General features: G+C 64.2%; 10 protein-coding genes. 2 read left to right on the top strand and 8 right to left on the bottom strand.

The window, feature by feature from the left end:
* Positions 1 to 17: 17 nt before the first annotated feature.
* The 3 genes from ACXR2T_RS15130 to ACXR2T_RS15120 all read right to left on the bottom strand — a co-directional run bounded on the left by ACXR2T_RS15130 (position 18) and on the right by ACXR2T_RS15120 (position 9,256).
* Complete coding sequence (locus ACXR2T_RS15130) at positions 18 to 3,629, bottom strand: prealbumin-like fold domain-containing protein (RefSeq protein WP_458840294.1); 3,612 nt, start codon at positions 3,627 to 3,629, stop codon at positions 18 to 20.
* 165 nt (positions 3,630 to 3,794) lie between these two features.
* The gene (locus tag ACXR2T_RS15125) at positions 3,795 to 4,223 is read right to left on the bottom strand and encodes a hypothetical protein (protein WP_458840296.1); all 429 of its coding nucleotides are present in this window, start codon (positions 4,221 to 4,223) and stop codon (positions 3,795 to 3,797) included.
* Positions 4,220 to 9,256 carry a DUF7507 domain-containing protein gene (locus ACXR2T_RS15120; protein WP_458840297.1) on the bottom strand — a complete coding sequence of 1,679 codons (5,037 nt, stop codon included), beginning with the start codon at positions 9,254 to 9,256 and terminating at the stop codon, positions 4,220 to 4,222. Before ACXR2T_RS15120 ends, ACXR2T_RS15125 begins: the two co-directional genes overlap by 4 nt.
* Before the next feature lie 317 nt (positions 9,257 to 9,573).
* Between ACXR2T_RS15120 and ACXR2T_RS15115 the strand changes: the two genes are divergently transcribed.
* The gene (locus ACXR2T_RS15115) at positions 9,574 to 11,130 is read left to right on the top strand and encodes a tetratricopeptide repeat protein (protein WP_458840298.1); all 1,557 of its coding nucleotides are present in this window, start codon (positions 9,574 to 9,576) and stop codon (positions 11,128 to 11,130) included.
* Here ACXR2T_RS15115 and ACXR2T_RS15110 read toward each other — a convergent pair.
* The 5 genes from ACXR2T_RS15110 to ACXR2T_RS15090 form a co-directional block, all read right to left on the bottom strand.
* On the bottom strand, positions 11,127 to 12,050 hold the full coding sequence (locus ACXR2T_RS15110) for a class C sortase (protein ID WP_458840300.1): 924 nt from the start codon (positions 12,048 to 12,050) through the stop codon (positions 11,127 to 11,129). The two genes, ACXR2T_RS15115 and ACXR2T_RS15110, sit on opposite strands and share 4 nt — an antisense overlap.
* The gene (locus tag ACXR2T_RS15105; protein WP_458840302.1) at positions 12,047 to 13,711 is read right to left on the bottom strand and encodes a SpaH/EbpB family LPXTG-anchored major pilin; all 1,665 of its coding nucleotides are present in this window, start codon (positions 13,709 to 13,711) and stop codon (positions 12,047 to 12,049) included. Before ACXR2T_RS15105 ends, ACXR2T_RS15110 begins: the two co-directional genes overlap by 4 nt.
* A complete protein-coding gene (locus ACXR2T_RS15100; protein ID WP_458840304.1) occupies positions 13,708 to 14,658 on the bottom strand; it encodes a class C sortase in 951 nt (316 codons plus the stop codon). The genes ACXR2T_RS15105 and ACXR2T_RS15100 overlap by 4 nt, the downstream gene beginning before the upstream one ends.
* A 115-nt stretch (positions 14,659 to 14,773) precedes the next feature.
* Complete coding sequence (locus tag ACXR2T_RS15095) at positions 14,774 to 16,384, bottom strand: SpaH/EbpB family LPXTG-anchored major pilin (RefSeq protein ID WP_458840306.1); 1,611 nt, start codon at positions 16,382 to 16,384, stop codon at positions 14,774 to 14,776.
* Between the two features lie 25 nt (positions 16,385 to 16,409).
* Positions 16,410 to 21,548, bottom strand: a complete 5,139-nt coding sequence (locus tag ACXR2T_RS15090) for a DUF7927 domain-containing protein (protein WP_458840307.1) — start codon at positions 21,546 to 21,548, stop codon at positions 16,410 to 16,412.
* 302 nt (positions 21,549 to 21,850) lie between these two features.
* Between ACXR2T_RS15090 and ACXR2T_RS15085 the strand changes: the two genes are divergently transcribed.
* Complete coding sequence (locus ACXR2T_RS15085) at positions 21,851 to 24,682, top strand: helix-turn-helix transcriptional regulator (RefSeq protein ID WP_458840309.1); 2,832 nt, start codon at positions 21,851 to 21,853, stop codon at positions 24,680 to 24,682.
* Positions 24,683 to 24,962 lie beyond the last annotated feature (280 nt).

The following is a 24,962-nucleotide window of genomic DNA, read 5'->3' as shown; positions in this document are numbered from 1 at the left end:
GAAGTGGTCGCGGGGCGCTAGTGCGCGCCGGGTCGGTGGTGCATGCCAGGGCGGTGGTGCCCGCTGGTGCGGCGTCGGTGCGCGAAGCGGGCGCCGACAATGCCGCAGGCGGTGAGCAGCAGTGCGCCCCACACGAGCTGCGGACCAAACACCGTGCCCGCCATGGGGAGCGGCAAGAGCTTGGGGTCGTACACCTGCATCAGCCAACCCGTCTGCATGACACAGGCGGGCTGCCCGGTCTTGGGCGGCTGGTTGGGGTTTTCGCAGCGGGGCAAGAACTCGCCGTTGGTGCCGGCGGGGTCGTAAATGCCGAGCTTGCCGCCGCCGAGTCCCGTCGGGTCGTTCGGGTCTTCTGACCCGACGCGAAACTTAATCGGTTCGGCGAGCAGTTGGTGGCCCGTGGGCGCCCCCGTTTCGAGCAGGTAATAGTCGCCCTCGGGCAGGTTGTTGGCGTGCCAGCTGCCGGCTCTTTGGCCGTCGCTGTTGTCGATGTGCGCGAACCACTCACCGCACATGGGCACGTAGCCGTCGTTTGCGGCGTTCCACTGGCTGATTGCTTCGAGCGTGTTCGCGTAGCCCGGGGCGTACCTGTTCCAGTCGGGGGTGCCGCCTGTAATCCACGAGCCCTGCCACAGCGGCGGAGTTTGGCTGGGCGGGCCCGGGTTGTACTCGGTGCGGCACAGGTACTGCGAGGGGTTCTCGCTCATCGCACCGCTTGCGAGCACGTCACGAATCTCGAAGGTCGCGTCGGCGAGGTTCCACTCGACCGAGTTGGGGTCGTTTGGGTCACTGCCCGTCGAGTTCTTTTGCACGTGAAAGTACGAGTCCATGAGCCGGTGCATCGTCTCGCAATCCTCGGTAAACGTGTCGGGTTTGCCCGTGATGCACTCGTTGGGTTCGACGGTCTCCGACTGACCGGTCGCATAGTTGTTGAAGATGGCGAGCGGCTCTGCTGCCACGTCGTGGCCGTCTTCTTGCCACTTGTTGTGCGGGTTCTGCGGGTCTGCAGGGTGGCCGACTTTGACCGCGTAGTTCACGTCTGCGCGCACCGCGTTTTGGGGCATGTCAAACGGCAGTGTCGTGAGGCTCCAGCTGCCGTAGCGCGGGTCACCGGGGTGCGCCGGGTCTTCGGTGTGGCTGGGCACCGGCACGTAGCTACCGTCGTAGCTGAGCGTCTGCGGGTGGCCACCGCCTGGCCCGGGCGCCGGGCCCTCTTTGATCGATCCGTCGGGGTGCAAGAGGTTGCCCTGCGCGTCGAGCAGCCTGATGCCGTGCACGGCGGGCACGAGCGTGGGGGCCTGCGGGTCCCAGTATGCGACCGCCATCACCTCAGAGATGTCGTCGGTGATGACGACGTCTTCGAGGCCCTCTGAGTTCGTCGCGGTAGCAACGACCTGATAGTAGACGTTGCCACCCGTGTGCAGCCACGCGCCGTCTTGCGGCTGCGACTGTTTGTGAATGCTCCAGCTCGGCACCGGGTGATCGGTGCAGGTGGGGTCGTCGGTCTCGCACTCAGCGGGCGGCTCCTCGCCCTTTTCGGTTAAGAAGTTACGCAGAAGGTAGCCGGTCGTGGCGCCTGCGCTTGTGCCTGTGTCGTCATCGCGGCGGTCGCCCGCGGCGTCGCTGTTGGCTTTCACCGTGACGCTAAACCACACCGTGCGCGTCTTGCCCGCCGGCACCTTACCCGTGATCGCGATGCGCTCGTTCGCGAGCTGCACGTCGGCGGTCACACCGGGGCTGAGCGGTGCTGTCTGGTTCGCGGGCAGCCCGGTCTCGGTGCCGTCGCCGTAGCGCAGCGAATCCGCCACGTAGTTGGCGTCGTCGAGAACGTCGGATAGGTGATCGATGTGGTCAATGGGCGCGTCGAGCGTGCCCTTCGTGTTATCGAAGGTGAGCTTGTACGACACCGTTTGGCCGGCCGTCACCTTGCTGCCCGACTCTGGGTCGGCGCTCTTCGATATCTCGAGCTTGGGTTTCTTCGCCTCGTTCGTAAACACGCAGGTGACGGCGTGGCCGTCGGTGTAGAGCGACGCGGGGAACACGAAGTCGTAGGCGCCGGGTGTGCCCGGCACCGGGGTGGTTGTGATGGACTCGGTGCCGGTCGGCGAGCTGCACTCAAGGGTGTGATCGTAGAGCGCAGCCTGGCTCACCGGCAACCACTCTTCACGCACACGATAGGTCGCTTCTGAGAGCACCGGCTCGGGACCGACGATCTCGTTCTGCAACCCCGTGGCCGTACCCGTCGTGGTGGCGGTGCCGAGCGATACTTGCCCGGCGCCCGGCTCGTACAGCGCGCTCAACCGAAACTGGTCGGCGTTGTTGGCCCGGTCGATCACGTTCTTCTTGACGGTGAGCGTGGGCGGCGTCATGCACGATGCCAGGTCGATGAGGTTGCCCGTCACGTTGTTCGGAGTTGTTGTACCGCCGAGCACACCGAAAGTGAACGGGTTGACCATGCGCTGCATGTTGTCTTGTTCAAGGATCAGCTTGCCATTGCCGGTAAATGCAATACCATTCATGGCTTTGTTGCTTGGCGGTGTGAGATTCGTAATACCGGCGGTCGCGTTGAGGGCTCGTGGTTCATCCGTTTGGGCAATCGCCTGTTCAATGTCTTGGTGGGTCACGACCGCGGTGCGAGCGATCGAATCGTTGCTCACGGTGAGCAGCAGGTTACCGTCGCCGTCGAAAGCGAAATCGCCGTTCAGGCTGCCTGGACTCACATTGAGTGACCCCGGGCTCGGGTTCTTGATGTCTACCACCGCGATCTTGCGCGCGGTTGAGCCCGGAGCAAATCGAAACAAGTGCAGTGCGATGTTTCTGTTGGCTCCACTTCCAGACCCCGTTCCCTGCCCGTAGTAGCCCCAGTAGAACGAACCGTCGCCGGGGTTCACCGCGCCTGCCACGATGGTATGCACGGTTGTCGTGGGCCAGTCGAGCGGAAACCTAGTGACCACCCGTGTGAGCTGGTTCTGCGTTGGCGTCGGGTCAAGTTCATACCGGTACACGTCAGCGTAGGCCGTGCCTGTGCCGTTTGAGTTCGTGCGCTGCGCGGTGAAATAGAAAACACCATTGCGACTCACACCGAGGGCGTTCACGCTGCCTCCGTCAGTCAGCGAGAGCGAGCCCGAGGCCGGAAACCTGGTTGGGTTTGCGGGGTTCACCGTGCTCGTCGAGTCGTTGAACGAGAGCTTGCGAATAATGGCGCCGCCGCTGGTCGGCCGGTCTAGTGCGTAGTAGGAATTGGGACTAGCCTGACAAAAGTCGTCGATCGCCATGGGTGAGATGCCGCTGTCGCGAGCCGCTGGGCCTTCGCGCCCTGCGAGCTCGCTGCTGCCGCTACTCTCTTCGCCTTCGTTGCTTGCATCGTCATCGGCATCAGCACCAGCACCAGCACCAGCATCACGAGTGTCGTCGCTTTCACGGCCATCGGCCGCATCATCACTCGTGCCCTGCTCGGGGTCTGTGCCTGGCGCTGGCGCGTCTGTCCCTACTTCGGCGCCCGCCTCGGCCCGCGCTGCGGTCGTTCCGTCGAGCACCGTCGCGGGCACCGCCAGCCCCAGCACGAGACCCAGCGCGATCGCGGCGCGCACCGCACGCGCGGCCCCCACCGCCCCAGCTCTAGCTCTCACTGGCCTCACCCGCGACTTCATACAGCTCCCTCGTAGACGACTGCTCCTCTCTTTCCATCCTCAGCACCAACTAACGCCAACAACCGCCGGGCATAGAAATACCCCCCAGGCCTCCCCTAAAGAGGAGATATCTGAGGGGTATTCCCGCGCAAACCAGCAGGCCCGCTACTGCACGGCGAACCGTTCTACGCGCAGCACGCAGTCATAGGCATCGCCGTCTAGCTCTGCCTGCGTCTGCCACTTGGCCGTCGTGCCGGGCGCGACCTCGGCGAGGTCAACCTGCACGAGGCCCGCGGTGTCACGGCTCGCATTGAACGCGACGTACAGGCGGTACGCCTGAGCTTCGTCGGTGGGGTTCGTTACCGTGCCCTCTCCCACCCAGGTCTCACCGTCTGCCTCGCAGCGTGTCACCTCTGCGTCGTCAGCAGCCCCAACAAAACCCTCAATCGAGCCCTGCTGGTCGGTCACCTCGATGATGCTGCCGCTCTTCTTCGCTGCCGCTTCGGGGCTGCCCCCGGCCGCCCCTCCCCCACACGCGGTGAGAGAGAGGGCGGCCAGGGAGAGCGCCAGCACTCCGCCGAGCTTCAGCTTCATGCCTGCTGCTTCCTACTGCGCGCGGCAAGAACCACACCGGCGCCAAGCAGCAACAGGCCCAGGCCACTCGCGAGGCCCAGCAGCGGGGCGCTGCCGCCGGTCACCGCAAGCGGTGCACTCGGCTTGCCCGTCTTGAGCGTTACCGCGTCAACGTCGCTCACCGACTCGCCGCCTACGGGGTCGCCCCCGAGTGCGGTGTAACCGAGCACAGAAGCGTCGTTGACGACAGATCCGGCCTTGACGTCAGCCGCGGTGAGCACATAGCTCGCCGTGGCCGTCACTGCCTCGCCCGGAGCGAGCGCGCCCGCCTCACCCGGCCACTGGTACGTGAGCTTCGACAGGCCCTTGAGCTTGTCGCTGATCTCGACACCGTTGAGGGTGACGTTACCCGTGTTCGTGGCCACAAAGTTGTACTCAACCTTGTCGCCAGCGAGGCCCTTGCCCGTCACTTTGCCGGTCTTCACCAGGTCGATCGCGGGCTGCGCCGCGAGCGGCGTCTTGACCGTGTCGACAGCGCTCACCGGTTCCTGCGGCTTCGGTGTGTTCGGGTGTTCCGGATCATACGTGGCGGGCGGTGTACCGATAATGGTCGCGGTGTTATTCACCTGACCAGCATCGACGTCAGCCTGCGTCAGCGTGTATGGCGCTGTCGCCGTGACCTGCTCGCCCGGTGCCAGCACACCCTCGGCGCCAGGCCAGGTGTAGCTGATCTCGCCGAGCCCCGGCAGCGGGTCACTGATCGCGACGTCGCTGAGGGTGACATTGCCCGTGTTGGTGCCCGTAAGTGAGAAGGTGACGCTGTCACCCGCGCGCGCATGGCCATCGAGCTTGCTGGTTTTCACCAGATCGATCGATGCTGCAGGCGTGACCGGCACGATCGCGTCGTCGGTCACCGGGGGCAGCGGAGCCGGGGGCTCCTCGCCTGGAACTGTCGGGGGCACACCCGTCACGCTCGCCTCGTTGACCACCTTGCCCGCGTCGACGTCAGCCTGCGTGAGCTCGTACGGCGCTGTCGCCGTCACCTGCTCGCCCGGTGCCAGCACACCCTCGGCGCCAGGCCAGGTGTAGCTGATCTCGCCGAGCCCCGGCAGCGCGTCACTGATCACGACACCGGTGAGGGTGACGTTGCCCGTGTTCGTTGCCACGAGTGTGTACAGGACGGGTTCGCCCGCCTTGTCGTCGCCCGTGAGCGCACCCTGCTTCACCAGCTGCAGTGCGGGCCCCTGCGGGGTCGGCACAAACGCCGGATCTTCATCGGTGACCGGTTCGCGCGGCGTGCCGGGGCCCTCGGGATCCTCGGGGTTGTAGCCGTTTGGCGGCGTACCCGCAGTGGTGGCAAGGTTTGCCACGCCGCCCGCGTCGATATCGGCCTGCGTCAATATGTACTGCGCTGTCGCCGTGACCTTCTCGCCCGGGGCCAGCACGCCGTCAGCGGTCGCGTCCGACCAGTCAAAGACGAGCTCTGACAGGCCTGCGAGGGGGTCGCTGATGGTGACGTTCGACAGGGTCGCATCGCCAGTGTTGGTGGCGATAAAGGTGTAGGTCACCGTCTCGCCTGCGGCAGACGTGGCGTCGAGCGCACCCGTCTTTTCGAGCACGATCGCGGCGCGGGGGTCGAGCAGGGTGACCCGCTTACCCTCGTCGTCGACCGGCTCGCGCGGCATGCCCGGCCCCTCGGGATCCGCGGGGTCGTAGGCGTTGGGCGGTGTACCCACGGTCGTTGCGGTGTTGTCGACGTGACCGCTGTCGACATCAGCCTGAGTGAGCGTGTAGAACGCCTCCGCCGTGACCTGCTCACCCGGGGCGAGCTCGCCCTCTACTGCCGCTTCAGACCAGTCGAAGACCAGCGCCGAGAGGCCCGGCATGGGATCGGTGATCGTGACATCGGTGAGGGTCACATTGCCCGTGTTCGTCGACACGAACGTGAAGCGCACCTGGTCGCCCGCCTTCGCATCTCCCTCAAGCGCGCTCGACTTGACGAGTTCGATGGAGGGGTCTGCTGCGATGGGCAGCGTAACGTCATCTTCAACGGGAGGCAACGCCGGCGGGGTCTCGCCACCCGGCGGGGTCGGCGGGGTGCCGGTCGCGGTCGCCACGTTGTCGAGGTGGCCGCTGTTCACATCAGCCTGCGTCAGCGTGTACACACCGGTCGCAGTGACCGTCTGACCCGGTGCGAGCACACCCGCTGCCGCGGGCCACTCACCGAACACGAGGTCGACGCCAGCGGTCGCCAGCATCTCGTCGGTGAGGGTCACACCGCTGAGGGTCTGGTTGCCCGTGTTCTCGAGCACGAACGTGTAGGTCACCGTTTCACCGGCAGCCTGCTCGCCGTCGAAGTCGCCCGTCTTCGTGAGCGCAAGCGCCGGGGCGACGACCGGGTTGACGATCTCGCTGTCGCTGTCGTCTACCGGATCCTGCGGGGTGCCCGGCCCGTTCGGGTTCTCGGGGTCGAACGCGTTCGGCGGTGTACCCACAACAGAAGCGGTGTTGGGCACCGAACCGTTGTCGATATCTGCCTGAGTGAGCGCGTAGGTTGCGGTGCCCGTCACAGACTCTGCCGGATCAAGCTGCCCCTCGGTAGCGGCCGTGGACCAGTCAATGTCGATTGCCGACAGGCCCGCGAGCGGGTCACTCACCGCAACGTCAGTGAGCTGCACGTTGCCAATGTTTGTCACCACGAAGGTGTACCCAACAGTGTCGCCGGGCTGCGAAGCCGCGCCAGCGTTGTCAACCAGGGATCCGGTCTTCACGATTTGTATCGCGGGAGCCTGGGTCACCGAGACGAGGTGCCCATCGGTGTCAGTTACCGTTTCACCGGGGGTAGCGGGTGCCTCGGGGTTCTGCGGGTCCAGCTTCTCAGGGCCAGTGCCCTCTGTGGATGCGAGGTTGACGACCGCACCAGCGTTGCGGTCGGCCTGCGTCACAGCGTAAGTCGCTGTCGCGGTAACTGATTCGTTAGGCGCAAGCACCCCTTCGGCTGCAGCGGTCGACCAGTCGTAGCTGAGCGCCGAAAGCCCGTCGAGCGGGTCCGTGATCGACACACCGCTAAGCGTCACGTTACCCGTGTTGGTGGCAGTGAACGTGTAGGCCACGGAGTTCTCGTCGACGGCGAGCACGCCCGTCTTTTCAAGGGTGATCTCGGGTGCCTGCTCAGCGCCCTCGATAGTGACCTTGGCCGGCGGCGTCGTTACGGGCGGGCTCGGTACTTCAGGATCCGGCCCGATAGGCGGTGTGCCCGTGGCCGTGGCCGCGTTGAGCACAAAGCCGCGGTCGACATCAGCCTGTGTGGCCGTGTAGGTCGCGGTGCCCGTAGCCGTCTGGGTCGGAGCCAGTACGCCTGTGGTGCCAGGCCAGGTGTAAGTAATCGCCGAGAGGCCCGCGAGCGGGTCCGTCACGCCCACGCCGGTAAGCGTGACGTTGCCGGTGTTCTCAAGCGTAAACGTGTAGGTGATCAGATCGCCTGCAGCGTACGTCGCCTTGTCTGCGCTCTTAGCGAGGGTGAGACCAGGCGAGTGCCCCGGGCCGTCGATCGTGACGGCGTCGGTGTCGGATACGACTTCGTCGCTGGGCGAGGTTCCCTCAACCTTTGCGTCGTTGAGCACGAATCCGCGGTCAACGTCGGCCTGTGTGGTCGTGTACGTTGCCGTCGCCTGCGCGGTAGCGCCCGGAGCGAGGGTGAGCGTGTTGCCTGCCTCGTTCGGGTTGTCGTTCGGGGCGCCAGGCCAGTCCACGTATGTGAGATCGGTGAGACCCGGGAGTGCATCGGTGAGCGTCACATCGGTGAGGGCAACCTCGCCGGTGTTCTCGATGTCGAACGTGTACTCGACCTCGGTGCCCACAGCATCAAAGGTGGCCGTGTTGGCCGTCTTCGTCAGTGCAATTTCGGGGTCGGCGCACGCAGTCCAGTTGAAGGTTACCTTGCCGTTGTTACCTGGACCGGCAGAGACCGAGTTCTCGGGGCCCAGGGTTGATACGACACTGCTCGCAGACGCAGCGACCCAGCTTGCACCGCCACCCCCACCGCCAGCACCAATACCCCTAGTGTGTGCATTGCCGGCACCGTTTTCCCATGTGTCGGTACCGCCACCGCCGCCAAAGTAGCCGCCGCCACCGCCACCCCCCGTGTCAGCCTTATCGCCTCCACCAGGCGGAACCGGGTTGATGCCGCCAGCGCCGCCCACGCGCCCTACTCCCGGCTGCCCGAGAATACTTGTCGCGTACGCAGAATTGAGTTTGTTGTTGGTGTCGGTGTAGACGCCACCATCGCCGGGAGCGGTGGCTTGACCCCCCTGGCCGCCACCGGGAATCATGGTCGGATCGTTGTTATAAGGGCTGCTGCCGCGATTTGATGAGTCGCCGCCGTTTGCGCCGTTCGCGCCCAGTGCCACAACGCCCACGGTCGCTACAAGCCCGCCGTCGCCGCCGAACCCGCCATTGAGCAGGTGGCCGCCACCGCCGCCACCGCCACCGCCTGCCACGATGGCTTCTGCCCCGTCGAGGCTCACACTGGTGAGGCCGCCACCGCCGCCGCCGTGGTGCAGGTCGCCGAGCCCACCGGCGCCGCCGGTGTCAGTGCCGCCAGCGTTGCGCCAGTTCGGCACTTGGTTTGAGTGGCCGAGAGCTCCACCGCCCCCGCCCACAAATCCGCTCAATACGGTATCTGCACTCACATTGAAAGTGGCAGAAATCTGGGCACCGAGACCGCCGAGAGGTTGGCTAGCAGGGCTACCGTTGAATCCCGGGTTACCGCCACCGCCGCCCAGGGCGACAACCTCGACCGAACAGACGTTGTCGGGCACAGTGACACCTGCGAACGCGCCCGTCGCCGAGATGACGGTCGGCGCCGGGTCGTCGGCGGCGTAAGCTGCCCCCAACCCCAGGTCGCCCACGACGAGCGATCCGGCCAGCACAGAGGCCGTGGCGACAAAGCTCGCGGCCTTCTTTGCTGTGCCGCGCAGAGATCGTGCCTGCCGCGTCGCAGCCGCTTCGGCGTCGACGCCGGGCGACCCAAATTTATTGCGTTGTGCGGTCATGATTGCGGGTTCACCCCCACAGATTGAATACGCATCGGTAACTCACTTTCGTCAGTGATGTATCGGGTTGAGCACGCGGTGCCGTCATGCGAGACAGCCCCGTAGATAGACGCACCCATCTCGCAACGCTAGAAACATGGGCGACTATCGTGGGGCGAGGCCCCCCAATATCCCCCAGCACCCCCGCAGATCCCCTAATAAACACGGTGCGCGAGCGGGAACTTCGCTATGTCAACGGATAGGCTGCAATTGGGAAGGACATACGGCTTCACAGTTGGGGGACATAGAAGCTGGCTAACCGAACGGGGAACAGCTACGTGTACAACGATTGGGCGACTGAGTCGTCTGCGCCGGTGGGCGAACTCTCAGAATTTGTGCAAGAAATTGAGCGCGCGCATGCCGCGGGTGACGTGCGTGGGGCGCAGGCGCTTATCGAGCAGAGTCTGCTCGCCACCTGGTTTGGATTTGAGCATTCAAGGCTCGTGCGTATCCTGACTCCGATCGTCGACGCTGGGGCGCCGCGCTCGAGCGTCGCCGTCGCGCTGTACTCTTTCATCACACTCACCAATGCGGGCAGCTTGAGCCAGCTGGACGCACTTCGTGGGCTGCAAAATACTGACACACCCGAGGCTCAGCTGCTGCTACAGCTGGCCGCCATGCTCGACCAGCGGCTGCGAGGTCACTCAGTCGCAGCGCTCGCGCACCTTGACCCGCTATCGGCCGCGGTCGGACGTGTGAGACCGCTGTTTGACTCCCGCGATGAATGGGGCCTGTTTACTGCGGTACACGCTGGCATCACCGCGATGCTCGCCGGAGACTTTCAACGCGCCCTACACGCGTTCACGCGAGCCCAAATGCACGGTATTGTGCCGAGCCTCGCCTTCTTGCACCGCGAAGCATACGTGCGGGCGGCGATGATCCACGCGGCGTTTGGCGACCCCGCGCGGGCTCGTCTGCTACTCATGCAGGCCGATCGCGTGCCCCGCACCGGCAGCTGGGCCGAGGCCAGCATTGACGCTGGTGCTGTGTGCGCTCGTGTGATGATCGAAACCGAAGATTTTGAAACGGCCGCGCGCACGCTCGACGAGGTCGATATGCGAGACATCGGTGAGCTGTGGCCCTTCTTTATCGTTGCGCTGCAGTACTCGCTCGAACGAGTCGGTGCCGGCGGCGAAGTGCGAGCCCGCGTTGAACTCTTCGACACGTTTCCTATCCCCAAAGTTGACGGTGAGGGGTTCGGTGGCAGTGTCATTCCGGTCACCCTTGCCTCTGTCGAACTGCAGCAGGGTTGTTTGCGGCGGGCCTGGCAGCATCTTGAACGCGCAGATGCGACGGTTATCAGCACACGGGTATTTATCGCTATGCTGCACGCCCACGAGGGCAACGCTCAAGAAGCCATCGCTGCTGCTCTCTCGGCGCGGGAGGCGACGAGGGGCCTGCGCAAACTCGAGATGTTGCGCTTATCTGCGCTCGCGTCCGCATATGAGTCGACGGGACGACACGCAGAACTCAAGCTCACCCTGTCGCAAGCGCTCGAACTACCGAACGGTCTCACTGCACTTGAGTGCCGGGTGTTCTCGGGGGCGGTGAACGACTACGCGCGCGACAACTTTGCGCTCTGGCCCGCCCTTGACACGACCGTGCCGGTGTTCTCGGGCCGTGAGCAGCCAGCTATTTCGTTCTCCCCCGAAGCCCTCGAGCTGCTCGCGTTGCTCGCTCAAGGCCAGACCCTCCATAGTGTCGCTGAAGAGCTCTTCGTGCCACTGCCCGCTATCACGGCGCTGCGCGCGCAGATCGCGCAGGGACTCGGGCACCCTGAGCACGTTTCAGATGACCTGCTCGTGCTCAGCGCCCAGGATCATGGGATCATCTAGCGCTTGCGGCGCTTAGGCGGTGCGAACAGCACCCAGCCCACGGCGGCAGAACCACCTACAAACCACACTGCCCACCAAGGGAACCCGGCACGCAAACCATCGCCCGCAATCGCCTCGGCACCCGCCTGCGGAGCGTCGGCGATGCGCACCGCGTGCACGAGGAAGCGGTGGGAGTTGATGCCGATGGGCGCGCAGGTGAAGAGCGTGACGCGGTCTTCACCCTCGGCAATGTCGAACTTCGCGTCTTCGGGCAGCACGGTCTCGACCGCCTCGACCCGGTAGAAGTGGTCTTCGCCGAGCACTGAGATCCAGAACTCGTCGCCCACCTTCGCTTTCAAAAGGTCGGTGAAGAGCTTCGACTGCGGCAGCCCCGAGTGCGCGGTGAGCACCGAGTGCGTCGACGGGCCACCCACCGGCATTGACGTGCCAAACATGTGGCCGACGCCCTTCGCGATCGTCTCATCGGCGGTGCCGTGGTAGATGGGCAAACCGATGTCGAGTCGCGGGTAACTGAGCGTGCCAATCGCGTTCGTGCCACTGATGCGCAGCAGGTCGTCATACGCCTCGTAGACCGCGGTACGCGCGGCCTCATCAGGGTTCTGCGCGATGTAGGGGTCTGTGAGCGGGCCCGGATCAAGGGTGTCATTGTAAGCGTATGCCGCATCGAGAATGCGCTGCTTCTCTGCGTCTGGAGTCTGTGCAACGCGGTCGACGTAGCCCGAAATCTCGGCGTTGTGGCCGAGCCGCGCAAACCAGCTCGCCGCGTCGGGGTAGACGAGCAAGCCAATACCCAGCATCGCGAACACCTGCAGCACGATGTTCCAGGCGAGGCGCTTGCGCTGCTTGGGGGTGCGCTGCTTTGTGAGGCCGCTCTGGGCGGCCTGCTGCGTGTGCTCCGTGACGCCGGGCTGCTGCGTCACTCTGATTGGGTCTTTTCGGCGTCGTCGATGAGCTCGTCTTCTGGCTCTTCTGCGGGGGTGCGCTTGCGGCGGGCAATCATGAGCCCAACACCGCCGCCAAAGAGTACGAGTGCGAGCACCAGAATGCCCGTCACCTGGCCGCCGGTGATGGGCAACCCGCCGGGGGTTTCGCCGCCGTTCGCGTTGCCGTTCGCGCCAGCGCCAGCGCCGCCCGCGCCGTTATCGCCCGACCTCGTCAGGTACACCTCAGCGACAGCGGGCGTGAGAATCGAGGTCGAGAGCACCTGCATTGCGAACGGCTCGTTCGAGCCCGTCCAACCCGCCGGAATCTGTGTGAGCGCCGCCCAGTAGTCGCGTATGCGGGGGTCGCCGGGGGCGAGCTGCACGCCGTTTTCAAAGTTCGACAGGCGCAGGCAGTCGATCAGCACTTCGCCGTTGTTATCGGTGATCCACGAGGTCTGCCCGCCGCACTCGATGGGGTTGATGCCCTTCGCGGCGTCTTCCTTCGTGCGGTAGATCTGCACGGTCGCGCCGGGAATGCGGTTGCCCGGGTTGCCCTTCTCTTCGACGATCACGAGCAGTGCACCAAACTTGACGCTCGCGGTGCTGCTGAAGAACTGGTTCGCGTCGATCGCGGCTTGGCTCGGCAAGAGCCGCATCTCGTTCGTGTATTCACCCGGCGCATCGTTGTGCACAACGGTGCGGTAGCCGAGCGTCACCTCGGCGCCGGGGTCTGTGGCCTTGGCCGCAGCGAGCTTCTGCCGCCCGGCCGCGGTAAAGACCACCTCGATCGCTTCGCGGCCGTCAATGGTCACGGCGTTCACGGTGTAGTCGGTGCCCGCGACGAGCGTCGCACCGGCCCCGCCAGCACCGCCCACGCTCGTAAGGCTCACCGTCGTGTCACTCGCGTTGCCCACGAGCTTGAGACCGGGGTCGATCAGGTTCTGAATGACGTAGCCGTCGAGGGCGCTCGCCGCTCCCCCGCCGCCCACCGCCCCCAGCGTCGGAATTGTTGCGACCGGCCGCCACGTCACCGGGTCCTGGCACGCCCACACGTCTTCGTCGTTCACGTGCAGCACCGTGCCCGCGCCGATGTTCTGGTTCTTGGGGTACACATGCACGGTGTCGAGCCACGAGTTACCCGTATCGGGGTTCGTGAGCGGCAGCACGACGAGAAACGCCTCGGCGCCAAAGAACCCCGCGGGGGTCACCGCCTCGCGCACGAGATACAACCCCGCGGCAAGCCCCGCAAGCGTCGCGTTGCCCGCCGCGTCGGTCGTGGCTTCCGCCTGTGCGGTCGCCCCGCTCTGCGCGATCTTTGTCGCCGCTTCTTGCGCTGTCGTCTCGGCGGCGAGCTGCTGCCCGGTGTTCGTCGTGACGTCAATGCCCGGCACTCGGGTGGCCGCGAATGTCGCCCCCGGCACGGGATCGGTCGCGGGCAGCGCGGCCGCATCCAGCGGCAGCCCGGTTGCCGGGTCGCCCGGCGTGGCCGGCTGCTCGTACTTGTGCACTTCGATCGTGAACGGCCCGGTCGGCATCGCGGTCGCGGGCAGCGCGGTGCCAGGCAGAGCGCTCGCGACCGGCCCGGCCGATGACAGCATCACCGCGGTGACAAGCGCTACGGCGAGCAGGGCGGTGAGGTTCTTCGCGATCCGGATCATGGCGTAGCTTTCTTGGGGCGCGGTGGGGCGAACAGCAGGTATGCGGTGGCGGCGGAGCCACCGGTAAAGATGAGGACCCACCAGGGGATTCCGGCGTGTTTGCCGTCGCCCGCGATCGCTTCGCGGCCGCTGGATTCTGCGGGGGGCGCGATGCGTTCGCCGCGCACGAGCAGCCGGTGCGAGTTGATGCCGGTGGGGGTGCAGGTGATGAGCGTGACGTAGTCGTGGCCGTCGACGATGCGCAGCCCCTCGGTTTCTTCGGGCAGCACGGTGTCGATCTGGTCGACTTTGTACCAGTGAGTTTCGCCGAGCACCTGCACGGTGAAGGTGTCGCCTATTTTGGCTTTTGGCAGGTCGGTGAAGAGGTTCGCGTGCACGAGCCCCGAGTGGCTTGTGAGCACCGAGTGGGTGGATGGGCCGCCGATGGGCAGCGATGAGCCGTAGAGGTGGCCCGCGCCCTTCGTGAGCACATCGTCTGAGGTGCCGTGGTAGACGGGCAGCCCGATGCCGAGGCGCGGGTAGGTGAGCTCACCCATTACATTTGTGCCCTGCACCCGCAAGAGTTCTTCGTAGAGCGCGTAGGCGTCGGTGTCTTCGCTGGCCTGCTCGTCTTGAGCGGGGGTAGTGTACGGGTCGCGCAGCGTGCCCTGGGGCATGTGCTCGTTGTAGTTTTGAGCGATTTCGCGCGCTTCTTCGAGGTCTTGTGACGGCGCTTTTTTGACGCTCTCGGTGTAACCCGAGACCTCGGCGTTGTGGTTTATCGTGGCGAACCAGTCGGCGGTGCTCGAGTAGACGAGCGCGCCGATGCCCGCCATCGCGAGCAGCTGCAGCGCGATGGGTACGGCAAGTCTTCTGCGCACACGATTGGGGGTGGCCCGGTCAGCGCGCGGGTCGCTCGGTTCGTTTGGTGGGCCTTGCGGCTCGCGTTCGAGTGTGGCGTGTGTCACGGGTCACCCCCTTTCGTGTTACGGAGAAATCATGCAGTGTGCGCAAGCAACCTTACGGTCATCCTGCGCAAGCGACCATACGGTCATCCTGCGCAAGCGAAGCGAGTCGCAGGATCTACTGCGCGGCTTCCTCGCTGCGGCGACGGCGCGCGACCACCAGCACGATGGCCAGAATCGCGATACCACCGATGGTGAGGAACGCGGTGCCCATGCCACCGGTGAGCGGGAGCGCGAAGCCAGCGTTCTTTTCAACGTTGACGATCTTGGTCAGTGCTGTTGCATTCACAAAAGCCCCGTTGCCGTCAATTGCAGGTTTGCCGCTTGCGTCGACCTGCACCTGCGTCACCTTGGATGCGCCGTTCTCGTCCACTTCAACGACCACGGGAATCGGCTGCGCCAGCAGTTCGTATCCGGTAGGCGCCGCTGTCTCCGTGACCCAGTACACAGTCCAGTCGGCCTTACTCGTGATGAGTGCGCCGTTCGCGAAGTTCGATGCGCGAAGACCCGAGAACGATACGGTCGCGTTTGCTCCAGCGCTCGTCTGCTCACCGATGAGCCCGGTACCCGAGCCTGCTTCGGCATCAGACTTCGCCGTGAACACCTTGAACTTTGCACCCGTCAACGCTTCACCACCGGGTGTTTGCTTGTTGAAGGACAGAACGCCGTAACGCACGGCCACCGGCGTTGACGTGAGCCCCGTAGCTTCGTTGTTCACCTTGACCGTAGCGGTGTTAGTCACCACTTCGCCTGCGGCGCTCGACTTCGCACTCGTCGTGTGCGTGACCGAAACTGTGTTGGCAGCGTTCGTCGCTGCAGCCTGGAGCTTCGCCAGGCCATCAGCGTTGAACACCACGGTTGCAGTGCCCGTGACGTGGTAGTCATCAGTCGAAGCATCTTGCCCTGCAACGAGCGTGGTCGATCCAATTTTTACGACGGTGCTGACGTAGTTGAGGTGAGTAGACAGCGTGTCTTCGATTACGTACGAGGTGGGCGCCAGCCAAGCCCCGGCGGTGGCGCCGGGCAGGCGTGGGACACCGCTTTCGATCGTCCACTCAAAGTTCGTCCCGATCTGTCGCACGCTAGAGTCAGCCACAGTCTTCACCGGGGCGTTAATCTTCGCGTTCTTGGGGTAGACGTACACGTCATACACCCAAGCACTTTGGTTTGTTGGGTCGGTCATAGGCAGCGTGACAAGGAAGGGCACAGCGGGCGTGACACCAGCAGGTGTACCGGTCTCAGTCACCAGATACAGGCCAATATCCATGCCCTGGAAGGCCGCGTTGCCGCCATTCTTCGGCACACCGGTGTTGTCGGTTGTACCCGTTGCCCCGGGGGTCTGCAGCCCCAGTACGGTGCCACTGGCCTGGTCCAGAACCTGCGGGTTTGTTCCGCCTGCGCCGTATGTCAGGGTGGCCTTCTGTGCAGCCTGCCAGCCAGCGTTCGTCGACAGGTCGATGCCCTGAACTTTCTGCACCGTGAAGGTCACACCCGAGATCGCAGCGGATCCAGCGGGCCAGTTCTGCGATGTCACCTGAGCGCCGTTTGCGTCCTCCGGGTCACCAGTCGGTGTTGACAGCTTGGTGATGTGCAGATTGCCCTTTTGGGTTCCACTCGGAATAGTTGGTGCAGCCTGCGCTGCTGCTGCGCCACTGAAGGCAAGTGCCGCGGCGACAACGAATGCACCGACACTCGCGACAATGCCGCGCCTTCCGCTGTGTTGTTTCATGATTTCTCCTTTGTACTGAAACAAGCTAATTAAACTTTTGAGTCGTTGAAGTCTGTTTGCGGCGGCGCCACCAGAGCACCCCCGCGAGGGTGGCCACGAAGGTCACCGCACCGCCGATCGTGAGAAGCATCGTGCCGCTACCGCCAGTGAGCGGCAGGGGCTTCAGCTTCGCGTCGAAGATGGGAGCCGTCCACCCCGTCGGCATCACGCAGGCGGGTTGGTTGTTGGCGGGCAGCGCCCAGGCGTCTGCGCACTGAACCCTGAGGGCTTCACCGCCAGCGCTCGAGCCAGGCATCCCTGTGATACCTGCTGCAGATTCTCCTGCTCCGACCACGGGCATCGAGAGCCTGCCCTGGTAGTCGTACCAGGCAGCACTACCGGGTGCCACTCCCGCAGGGGCGGGCGAAGGAGTTGGTGCGGCCGGCGCGACCCACAATTTGAACGGCTGCGCAAGCAGCTGATGATTCGTGGGAGATTTCATCTCTGCCACCCAATACGTGCCGTGCCTGCCATTTGCAGCATTGCCGCCATTTGCCGCGCTCCCGGTGCGCCACCCTGTAAGGGGGGTGGTCCCAGTGTTATCCAAGTCACCGCCGCGTACATCGAGCGCACGCCAAGAGCCTGCGGCCTGTCCTTGGCTGTCTGCTGTCAGGGCGTAGAACAAACCACACTGGGGTTTCTGGTTGCCTGGATTCGCGAGATTCCACGCGGCGATCGCCGCCCATGTGGCAGAATTCTCACCAAAGTCAGGCGTGCCGCTCTCACTCGGATCAGAGCCCGGCGCCACGTAACCCGCACCAACATTCGGATTGTTGTTCGTGCGGCAAAGCCAGCGCGAAGGTGTACCGGCAGCAGCAAGCGCTTCCGTGTCAGCGAGCACAAACGTGCTTCCCACCAGGTTCTTGCCTGTGGGGTTCGATCCGGCGCCTTCAGCCGAGCTCTTCTTCCACAGGTGGAAGTAGCTGTCACCGAGCTCGTGCCAGGTTTTGCAGTCGTAGTATCCAGCCACATCACCGGTGGGCACTCCGGGTGCTGCCGCATTACACCTATTGGGGTACACATTATTTTGCGAGCCCAACTTTGCGGCTTGCGCCTGGACCGTATTGACCCAGACTGCATTCGGCAATGCGGGCAGCGGGGCCCCTGAATCCTCAAACGCAACCGAAGGGTCTAAGGGGCTGGCCACAGAGCCGCCCTTCACGACGTACCCAATTACCGCAGTCACTGCACCTGCAGGGAAAGTGATAGCCGGAGTCTTGTACGTCCAAGTGCCGCCAGGAAACGCCTTTCCACCGGGGCGAGACGGGTCAAATGCGCCACTTCCAGTAAACTTCAGCTCGGGGCCGTTTGTCTGGTTGTATAGGTTTTTCCAGTCTTTCCGGTCTCCTGTCATTTCTACGCCTGCTGCGTTATAGAAGTTCACACCGTGCACGGCGCCAAGGCCGGCGATTGGTGAGGCGTTGAGGTCGAGCGTCGTTGCGGCCAGCGTTTCACTCATGTCGTCTTGCACTACGACGCCCGTGAGTGCTTCGCCGCTGTAGTTCGTGACCGTGACGCGGTAGTAAATGTTGCCGCCCGAATGGATCACAGCACCGTCTTGCGGCTGCGAGTCCTTACGCACCGACCATGCCCGCACCGGGTTGTTCGTGCAGGTTGGCAGGTTACTTCCCGTAGGCGGCACGCAGTCTGTCGTCGGGGCAGGGTCTGAAGCCTTCGCGAGGTAGTTGTTGAGTCGATACCCCTTCACCGCGGGTGATCCCGCGGCACCAGCCGCACGTGATACCGCATCGGTTTCGTTCGCTTTGACCTTGACACCGAACTTCACAGTGATCTTCGCGTACGCGGGCACGTCACCCGAGATGGCAATTTTCTTGGCGGTTGCGTCGTACACGGCGGTCACACCGTGTGAAGTGCCTACAGGCGAGACCGCCACGGTGAACTGAGGGGTGCCCCCGACCTGGTCTGAAGCGTTAAGCAGATCAGCGTCGTCGAGTACGTCTGCGAGGTAGTCTGTGTACCCTGTTGCGGCCTTCGCCGTACCTGAGTTGTTATCAAATGTGAGCGTGTAATCCACACGGCTTTCTGGCGCCACCGTGGTGGTTGAGGCTGGCGACGACTCTTTCTTCACCTTCAGGTCTGGCTTGCGCGCATCGTTCTTGTAGGTGCAGCGCAGGTCGTTGCCCTTTGCGATATTGAGCGTCACTGCGGTGATCTCACCTGTTTCGGCGCTTGGCTTCTGCTGATCTCGGGTGAGCTTCAGGGCGTCTGTGCCCATCGATGTTGATCCGGATCCCTCGCGCACGGCGCAAGTGAGATCACGCCAGGCATAGCCATGCTGCCACGGGGTTGTAGTCGGCCCGTCTTCGGTCAAGGCGTAGTTAGTTCCCACCGCGACGGGTTGCTTCACCGCGGTGTTGCCGGGCACCGTGAACTTCGAGTTCGTGCCAGTGCCGGTGGCCGTGAGGTTCCAGTGTGCCGAGGTGTTTGCGGCCCCTGGAGCTGTCGAGTTGTTCACGTCTTTGACGAGCGTCAGGTACGGGGGCGTGTACTTCACCTCACATGAAATCACTTCACCCGCTTGTACTTTTGAAAAAGCAGCACTGGGCGGGTTGGCACTTGTCTGGTTCTGCGCCGGCCAATAAGTCGTGGTGTTAGTGAGCGGGTCTGTTTTAGTGCATGCCCAGGTCACGGAATATGAGGAGGCGTTTGTATCTGTTGTCGCCGTAGTGAATGTGAGCTGCGTGCCACCAACGTCAACGGGTATGCCTTCAGTCTTGGTGCCGCTTAAAGCGGAAGGAGACGTCGTCGTTTCTGCTGAAAAACTGGTGCTCGCAGTAGCCACCTTGGCAGTGAAATTGCCTGAGGTCGGGCCACCAGATGAATTTAGGATCCGCTGATCTACCGAAACCTTTACTTCTGCCTTTGCAAAGATGACGCCGAAAGCAACCGCTTGCCTACCGTTTGAGGCGGGCGGGTAACTCATTTTCTGCTTCACTTGAAACGCGCCAGTCGCGTTGACTGGACGAGTTTGAAGCATTGCGGTGCCATTCTTAGGGGTGGCCTGACCGGGTGTGGCGTTGCAATATCGCGTCAGCGATGAGGAGTTTCCCGCGGGGAACTCCGCGACTGGTGTAGCCAAGCAAGCGTCGTTTCCGACCGCCGCGGTTCGTCGAGCTCCATCGGTGCCTGACAGATTCCATGCTGCTGGATTATTGGGCAACCACGTGAAGCCTGCACCGCCACTCGTTGTCCATTCGATTTTCTCACCCTGGTCGGTAGACTCCGCATCCGCCACCACGATGGCGTACTGCGCAGTCTTTACACCGTCTTTGTCTGCGAGCGAGATGCTGTTCAGCGTCAGCTCGGTAAATCCAGTGGCGTTATCGACCGTGTACAGAGCTGGTTCGCCTGCCACGCCTGTGTAGAAGTTCTTAGTACCCAGCACAGCTTGGGGCCAAGTTGGAAGCCCGTGCGAGGTAATCGCCTTGGACATGTTGTTCGCCGAGCCTGACGATGAGATCGTCGCAGAGAGCTTGTAGCCTCCGGGAAGTTCAACTTCAATGGGCCAGTTTGAAACGTTTCCATAGTACTTGCCAGCTTGCTGCGCGAGTGTTGAGGTGGTCGAACTGGGGGTAGTCGAACCACAACTACCCCAGCCTCCGTATTCGATGCCATAAGCGGAACCAAGCTTGCTGTGAAAGACGTTGCGCACCTGTGTACGACCGAACGTGCAACCCTGAGTTTCGGTCGAAGCCTTTACGAACTCGGTGGTAAAACCGGTGAGGTCAAGCCAGCAAAGCGATTCCGCATATGCCCCCGTTCCTGCGTTGGCATAGTGGCACCCGTTTGTCCCCGCGAGCGGCATCACGCCGTCCGCGGCGAGCGGCGCCATCAGCAGGCGCATGAACGAGCTTGAGCCTGCGGCCGCAGCGCCGCTCTGCTCCCTATTGGCCAGCTCAGGCACCCGTACTTCTGCAGAATCATCGGGCTCAGCCGTTGGCTGCTCGGCGGCCGGCTTTCCGTCTACTTCCTCGACGGCGGGGCCCTGCTCATCGACCGAACCATCGCCATCAGCAGCGCCGCCACCATCGACAGCAGCAGCGTCATCGGCAACTTCAACGCGCTGCGCGTACGCCGTGCTGCCCGCCAGCGCGTAAACGCTCCCCACACCGGCCGCCACTGCCGTAACACTCGCGGCGTCGATGCCGTCAAGCGCAATAGCCTGCGGCGCGACTCCCGCGGCAAAGGTCGACACCGTAGTGCCCGCGCCAGAGCCAGACAGTGCCACAGTGAACCCCGCGCCTGCGGCGAGCGCACTCACCCCGGCCAGCCCCTCAACGGGTGCCAACGCCGCACCAGCAACAGGCATAAACACAGTCCCCGCATCAGTGAGCACCGTCACCGTCGCGTTCGTCGTCTGCACGGCAACCGGGGCGCCCTGCAACAAGGAGGCGTCAAGAGGCGCGAGCGTCACGCCCGCCGCGGTAATCTGGCCGCTCAAGACAGACCCGTCGTGCAGCAGCGCGGCGAGCGCTCCGCTCGGCGAGACTGCGACGTCAAGCGCCGAAGGCCCAGCAGCAACCAATGAAGGAGCAAGCCCTGCGCCCCACGCGTAGACCGCGCCCGCATCGGTGCGCACGGCGGCCACGTCACCCGCGGCCACAACCTGTTCCACGCGCGCACCGTCAAAAATTCCAGCGTCAACAGCGGCAGGCACCAATGCTCCAGCAGCGCCGTCAAGCGACCGGGCGCTCGCCGTCCCAGCAGCAGCGCCGTCACTGGCCGCTTCACTGCCGTTCCACGCGAGCAGCGCCCCGTCGTTCGTGACGGCGTACGCCGACTGGCCACCGGCCGCCACCTGCACGAGCTCTACGCCCGCACCGGCATCAGAGCGCCACGCAGCCAGAGCATCATCGGCAGCCGTGCTGGCCGCGCTCGGCGCACCGGGAGCACTCTCGCTCCACCGCACCAGCGCACCTCCCGCAAGCCCCAGCGCGAAACCGTCACCCACGGCCACGTCGCTAAACTCGCGCCCGTCCTCCAGCGTGACGGTAGAAAACGACCCATCATCAGCGGCGCCAAACGTAAGCTCTTCGGCAGCTTTAACAGTCTCGGCGAGCGCGGGTTCGAGGCCGCCCGCGGGCGCCAGCAGCCCCACTGCCACCGCAAACGCGCACCACAGCGCGATCGCGCGTCGCGACCTACCCCTGAATGATCGGCTAATCGTTCTCCCCTAACTCGCCAGACGCATCACGCGGCCCCAGCCCCGCAATACACCACTACGTGAGAATAAGCCGTATGCTTGCGCTACACCCCACCCGAAACCCCACATTCTCCCCTTTCTTCACCCACTGAGTAACCTTGGGTTCACCCACACAAAACCCAAACCAGGCACACAGGATCCGCTATGACCCCACTCACGTTGCAGCGCTCTCGCGCAATCGCGCCCAGCGGGCGAGGCTGCTCATGCTGAACCCCACCCCAGACGCCCACTACGCCGATCACGACGGAGCCCCCGACGCAGATCCGAGCGCCGCAGCATACCCCGGCGGACCCGCCCTCACACGCGCCGTCGTCGTCGGCTCGCTCAAGCGTCTTGTGCAGCCCATGTCAGACGCGGTTGCCCAGCACGCGCTGCTGCTCGTGTGCGCCCCCGAAGGCTACGACAAGCGCGCCCTCGTGCACGCCTGGCTCTCGGGAGCCGCCGCCCGGCCCGCCGCCTGGCTGCGCGTCACCCCCTGCAATCGCGGCGACCTGTGGTCGCTGATCGCGCGCGAGCTCGCGGGTACCGGCGCCGATCCGGCCCCCGATCTTGCTGCGCACGCACGTGTAGACGCCAGCTCCGGATCCCCCGATGCCGCTGCCCTCGCGGCCGCTCAGGCCGCGGCGTCTCAGTTGGCCGCGACCCTCACCGAGCCTGTGACGCTCGTGATCGAGGGGTACCACCACGTGACAGGCGCCGACACCGACCTGGCGCTCGCGCAGCTGCACCAGCAGGCGCCACAGCTCACACTCATTGTGATCGCGCACCGCGTACAGCTGCTCGACGGGCCGTTCATAGCGAGCCGAGCGCGCATTGTGACGCTTGGGCCGGGGCAGTTGGCGCTGCCGCTGCCGCAGATACGCGAGACCGCGAACGCATTTGGGGTGTCACAGCGCATACTCTCTGAGCAGCTGCTGGCGCTTACCCGCGGCTGGCCGGCAGCCGTGCGCACAGTGATCGCGGGTGACCCGCGCAGCGCGCTGCAGCAGTTTGCGCTCGAGAACCTCGAGGTGCTCAGTGATTCGGCGCAGCGCATCGTGCTTGCGACGGCGCTCGTTGAGTCACTCAGCGTGCCGCTCGCCGCCGAGTTCAACGGAAGTGACCTCGAGATTGCACAGCAGGCGATGCGCGAGCTGCTCGAACAGGGGCTCATCGAGGCCTGCACGGCCGAGCGCACGGAGTTTCGATGCCACCCCGCGGTAGCAGACGCGCTGCGCGCGCGTGCAGAACGCACCTATGCTGTGTCCGAGCAGCGCGCGTTGTTGCGGGGTCGCGCCGACATGTACGCAGACACCGCGCCCGTCACAGCGTTCTTCGGTTACTGCGCGGCGGGTGACTTCGGGGCCGCCGAGCGGCTCCTCGTCACGCAGTTCACCAAGATCACCGACGAGGGCGAGAAGACGGCCAGGCTCGTGCGCAAGCTGCCCGATTCGGTGTTGCTAGCGCACCCTGCTTTTGCGACCGCACGGTTGTTTTTCGATTCGGGCGACCCGTCGGTGCCCTTCTCGTCGATCGAGCACACGACTGCATTGTTTGTCAGGTCGCTCGGCCAACCCGAGCAGGCGCCAGTACCAGGCACCGCGATGTATCTACCGCTCGTCGCCCAGCACATGGGGGCTGCCCGTTTGCAGCAGAACTATGTGCGCGCCGACGAATACGCGCGCGTACTCGAGGCTCAGCTAGCACCGGTTCTCGCAATCGCACACGAGCAAACCGGCACTGCCCAAGCTGATGCAACCACTGCAGCGTTCGAGCACCCGTCGCCCCGTGCACTAGGCGACCCCGCACTCGGCGTTCTCATTACCGATGAGCCACACGGCGCCCTTCTTATTGTCTGCCGCGAGCTGGCGCTCACGGTCATCGCCGCTGGGCACACGTCGCGCGCCCGCAGTGCTTGGCTTGCACTGCACAGCTATGCGTGTGCCCTCGAAGAGCAGGAATGGCGTGGCTTTGCGTCGGGCTCCATTCGCACCATTACTGACCCTGAGTCGGGCCTCAAGTGGCAGCAGGCCGCCCTCAGCGGCCTCGCTTTCACCGAGCTGCTCGACGGCAACATGCTGGAGTGCGCACGCTACCTCGAACGCGCCGACGCCCTCGCGTTCCAAGGCATTACCGCGCCGGGGTCGACATGGGTACTCGGAGAGATCGCGCGCGCGCACCTGAGCGTCGAACTGCAGCGTCCTGACCAGCTCACGGCCGCCCAAGCCACACTTGAACCGCTCCAGGATCGCGTCGAGCCGTGGCCCGCACTGCTCATCGCTGAGGCTGAAGCGACCCGCCTGCAGCGCGGCGTGGATTGGGCTTCAGCCCAGCTCGAGGCGAACATCACACACGCGCGTCTATCTGTGAACGGCGCCGCGAGCTGGGACGGTTGGCTAGCGGCCTACCGGGTGCAACTGAACACGGTCGCGGGGCAGCTAGCGCACGCCAAGTCTTTGCTCGCGCAGCTTGACGACACGTGCGTGTCGGCTCAAATCGGGCATGCCCGCTTCGCGCTGTTTAGCGGCGACAACATGCGCGTGCTGTTAATTGCGCAGGGCATTAGCAATGCCGGATCAACCGTGCGTGAACGACTCGTGCGCTGCTTGATGATCACGTGTGCGGCGTGGGCCGTGGGCCGACATGCAGAGGCCGCTGCGTCGGCTGCATCAGCCGCCGGGCTCTTTGCGTCGGCCGGACTGTCATCGCCGCTGTGGAGCGTGCCGCACGACATGCTCACCGTCGCGCTCGAGGGGGTCATTGCGGCGGGCGAAGCACGCGAAAACGACGATCTCGAGCGGCTCCTCGAAGCAGTCGCTGCGGTGCCGCCTGCGGCACGGGCCATTCGCTACGAGCGTCTCACCGAGATGGAGCTGCGCACACTCACCGAGACGGCCGTGCACGCGAGCATCAATCAGACCGCCGAAGCGATGTTCGTGACCCCCGCCACGGTCAAGAAACACCTCAACTCGGTGTACCGCAAGCTGCACGCGAAGGGCCGCGACGAGGCCATCTTGCGGGCCAAGAAAATGGGGCTACTGCCCGTCGACGACTAACGTCAACCGCCAGCACTCAGACACTGTCGCCAGGTAGCACTTGAGTTGACCGGCTTGCAAAAGCTTCAGAGATTTTGTTATGAAGTTTGTCTCGTCTACGCGGCTCTTGATTCATAGTCGTGGTCGCTGATTCGGTCAATCAGGTGGATTCTGTGAGCCCCATGGTTCCAACCCCGTATCCAAAAAAATATGCGCGACTACTTCCCCTGAGTTGACCGAATTAGTGACCACCACTTAACTCACCAAGATCGCTTAACATCCCCGCAACCTCGCCTGTCAG

This window comes from Leucobacter faecis (genome assembly GCF_054456635.2).
This window is presented reverse-complemented; position numbering and strand designations above follow the sequence as displayed.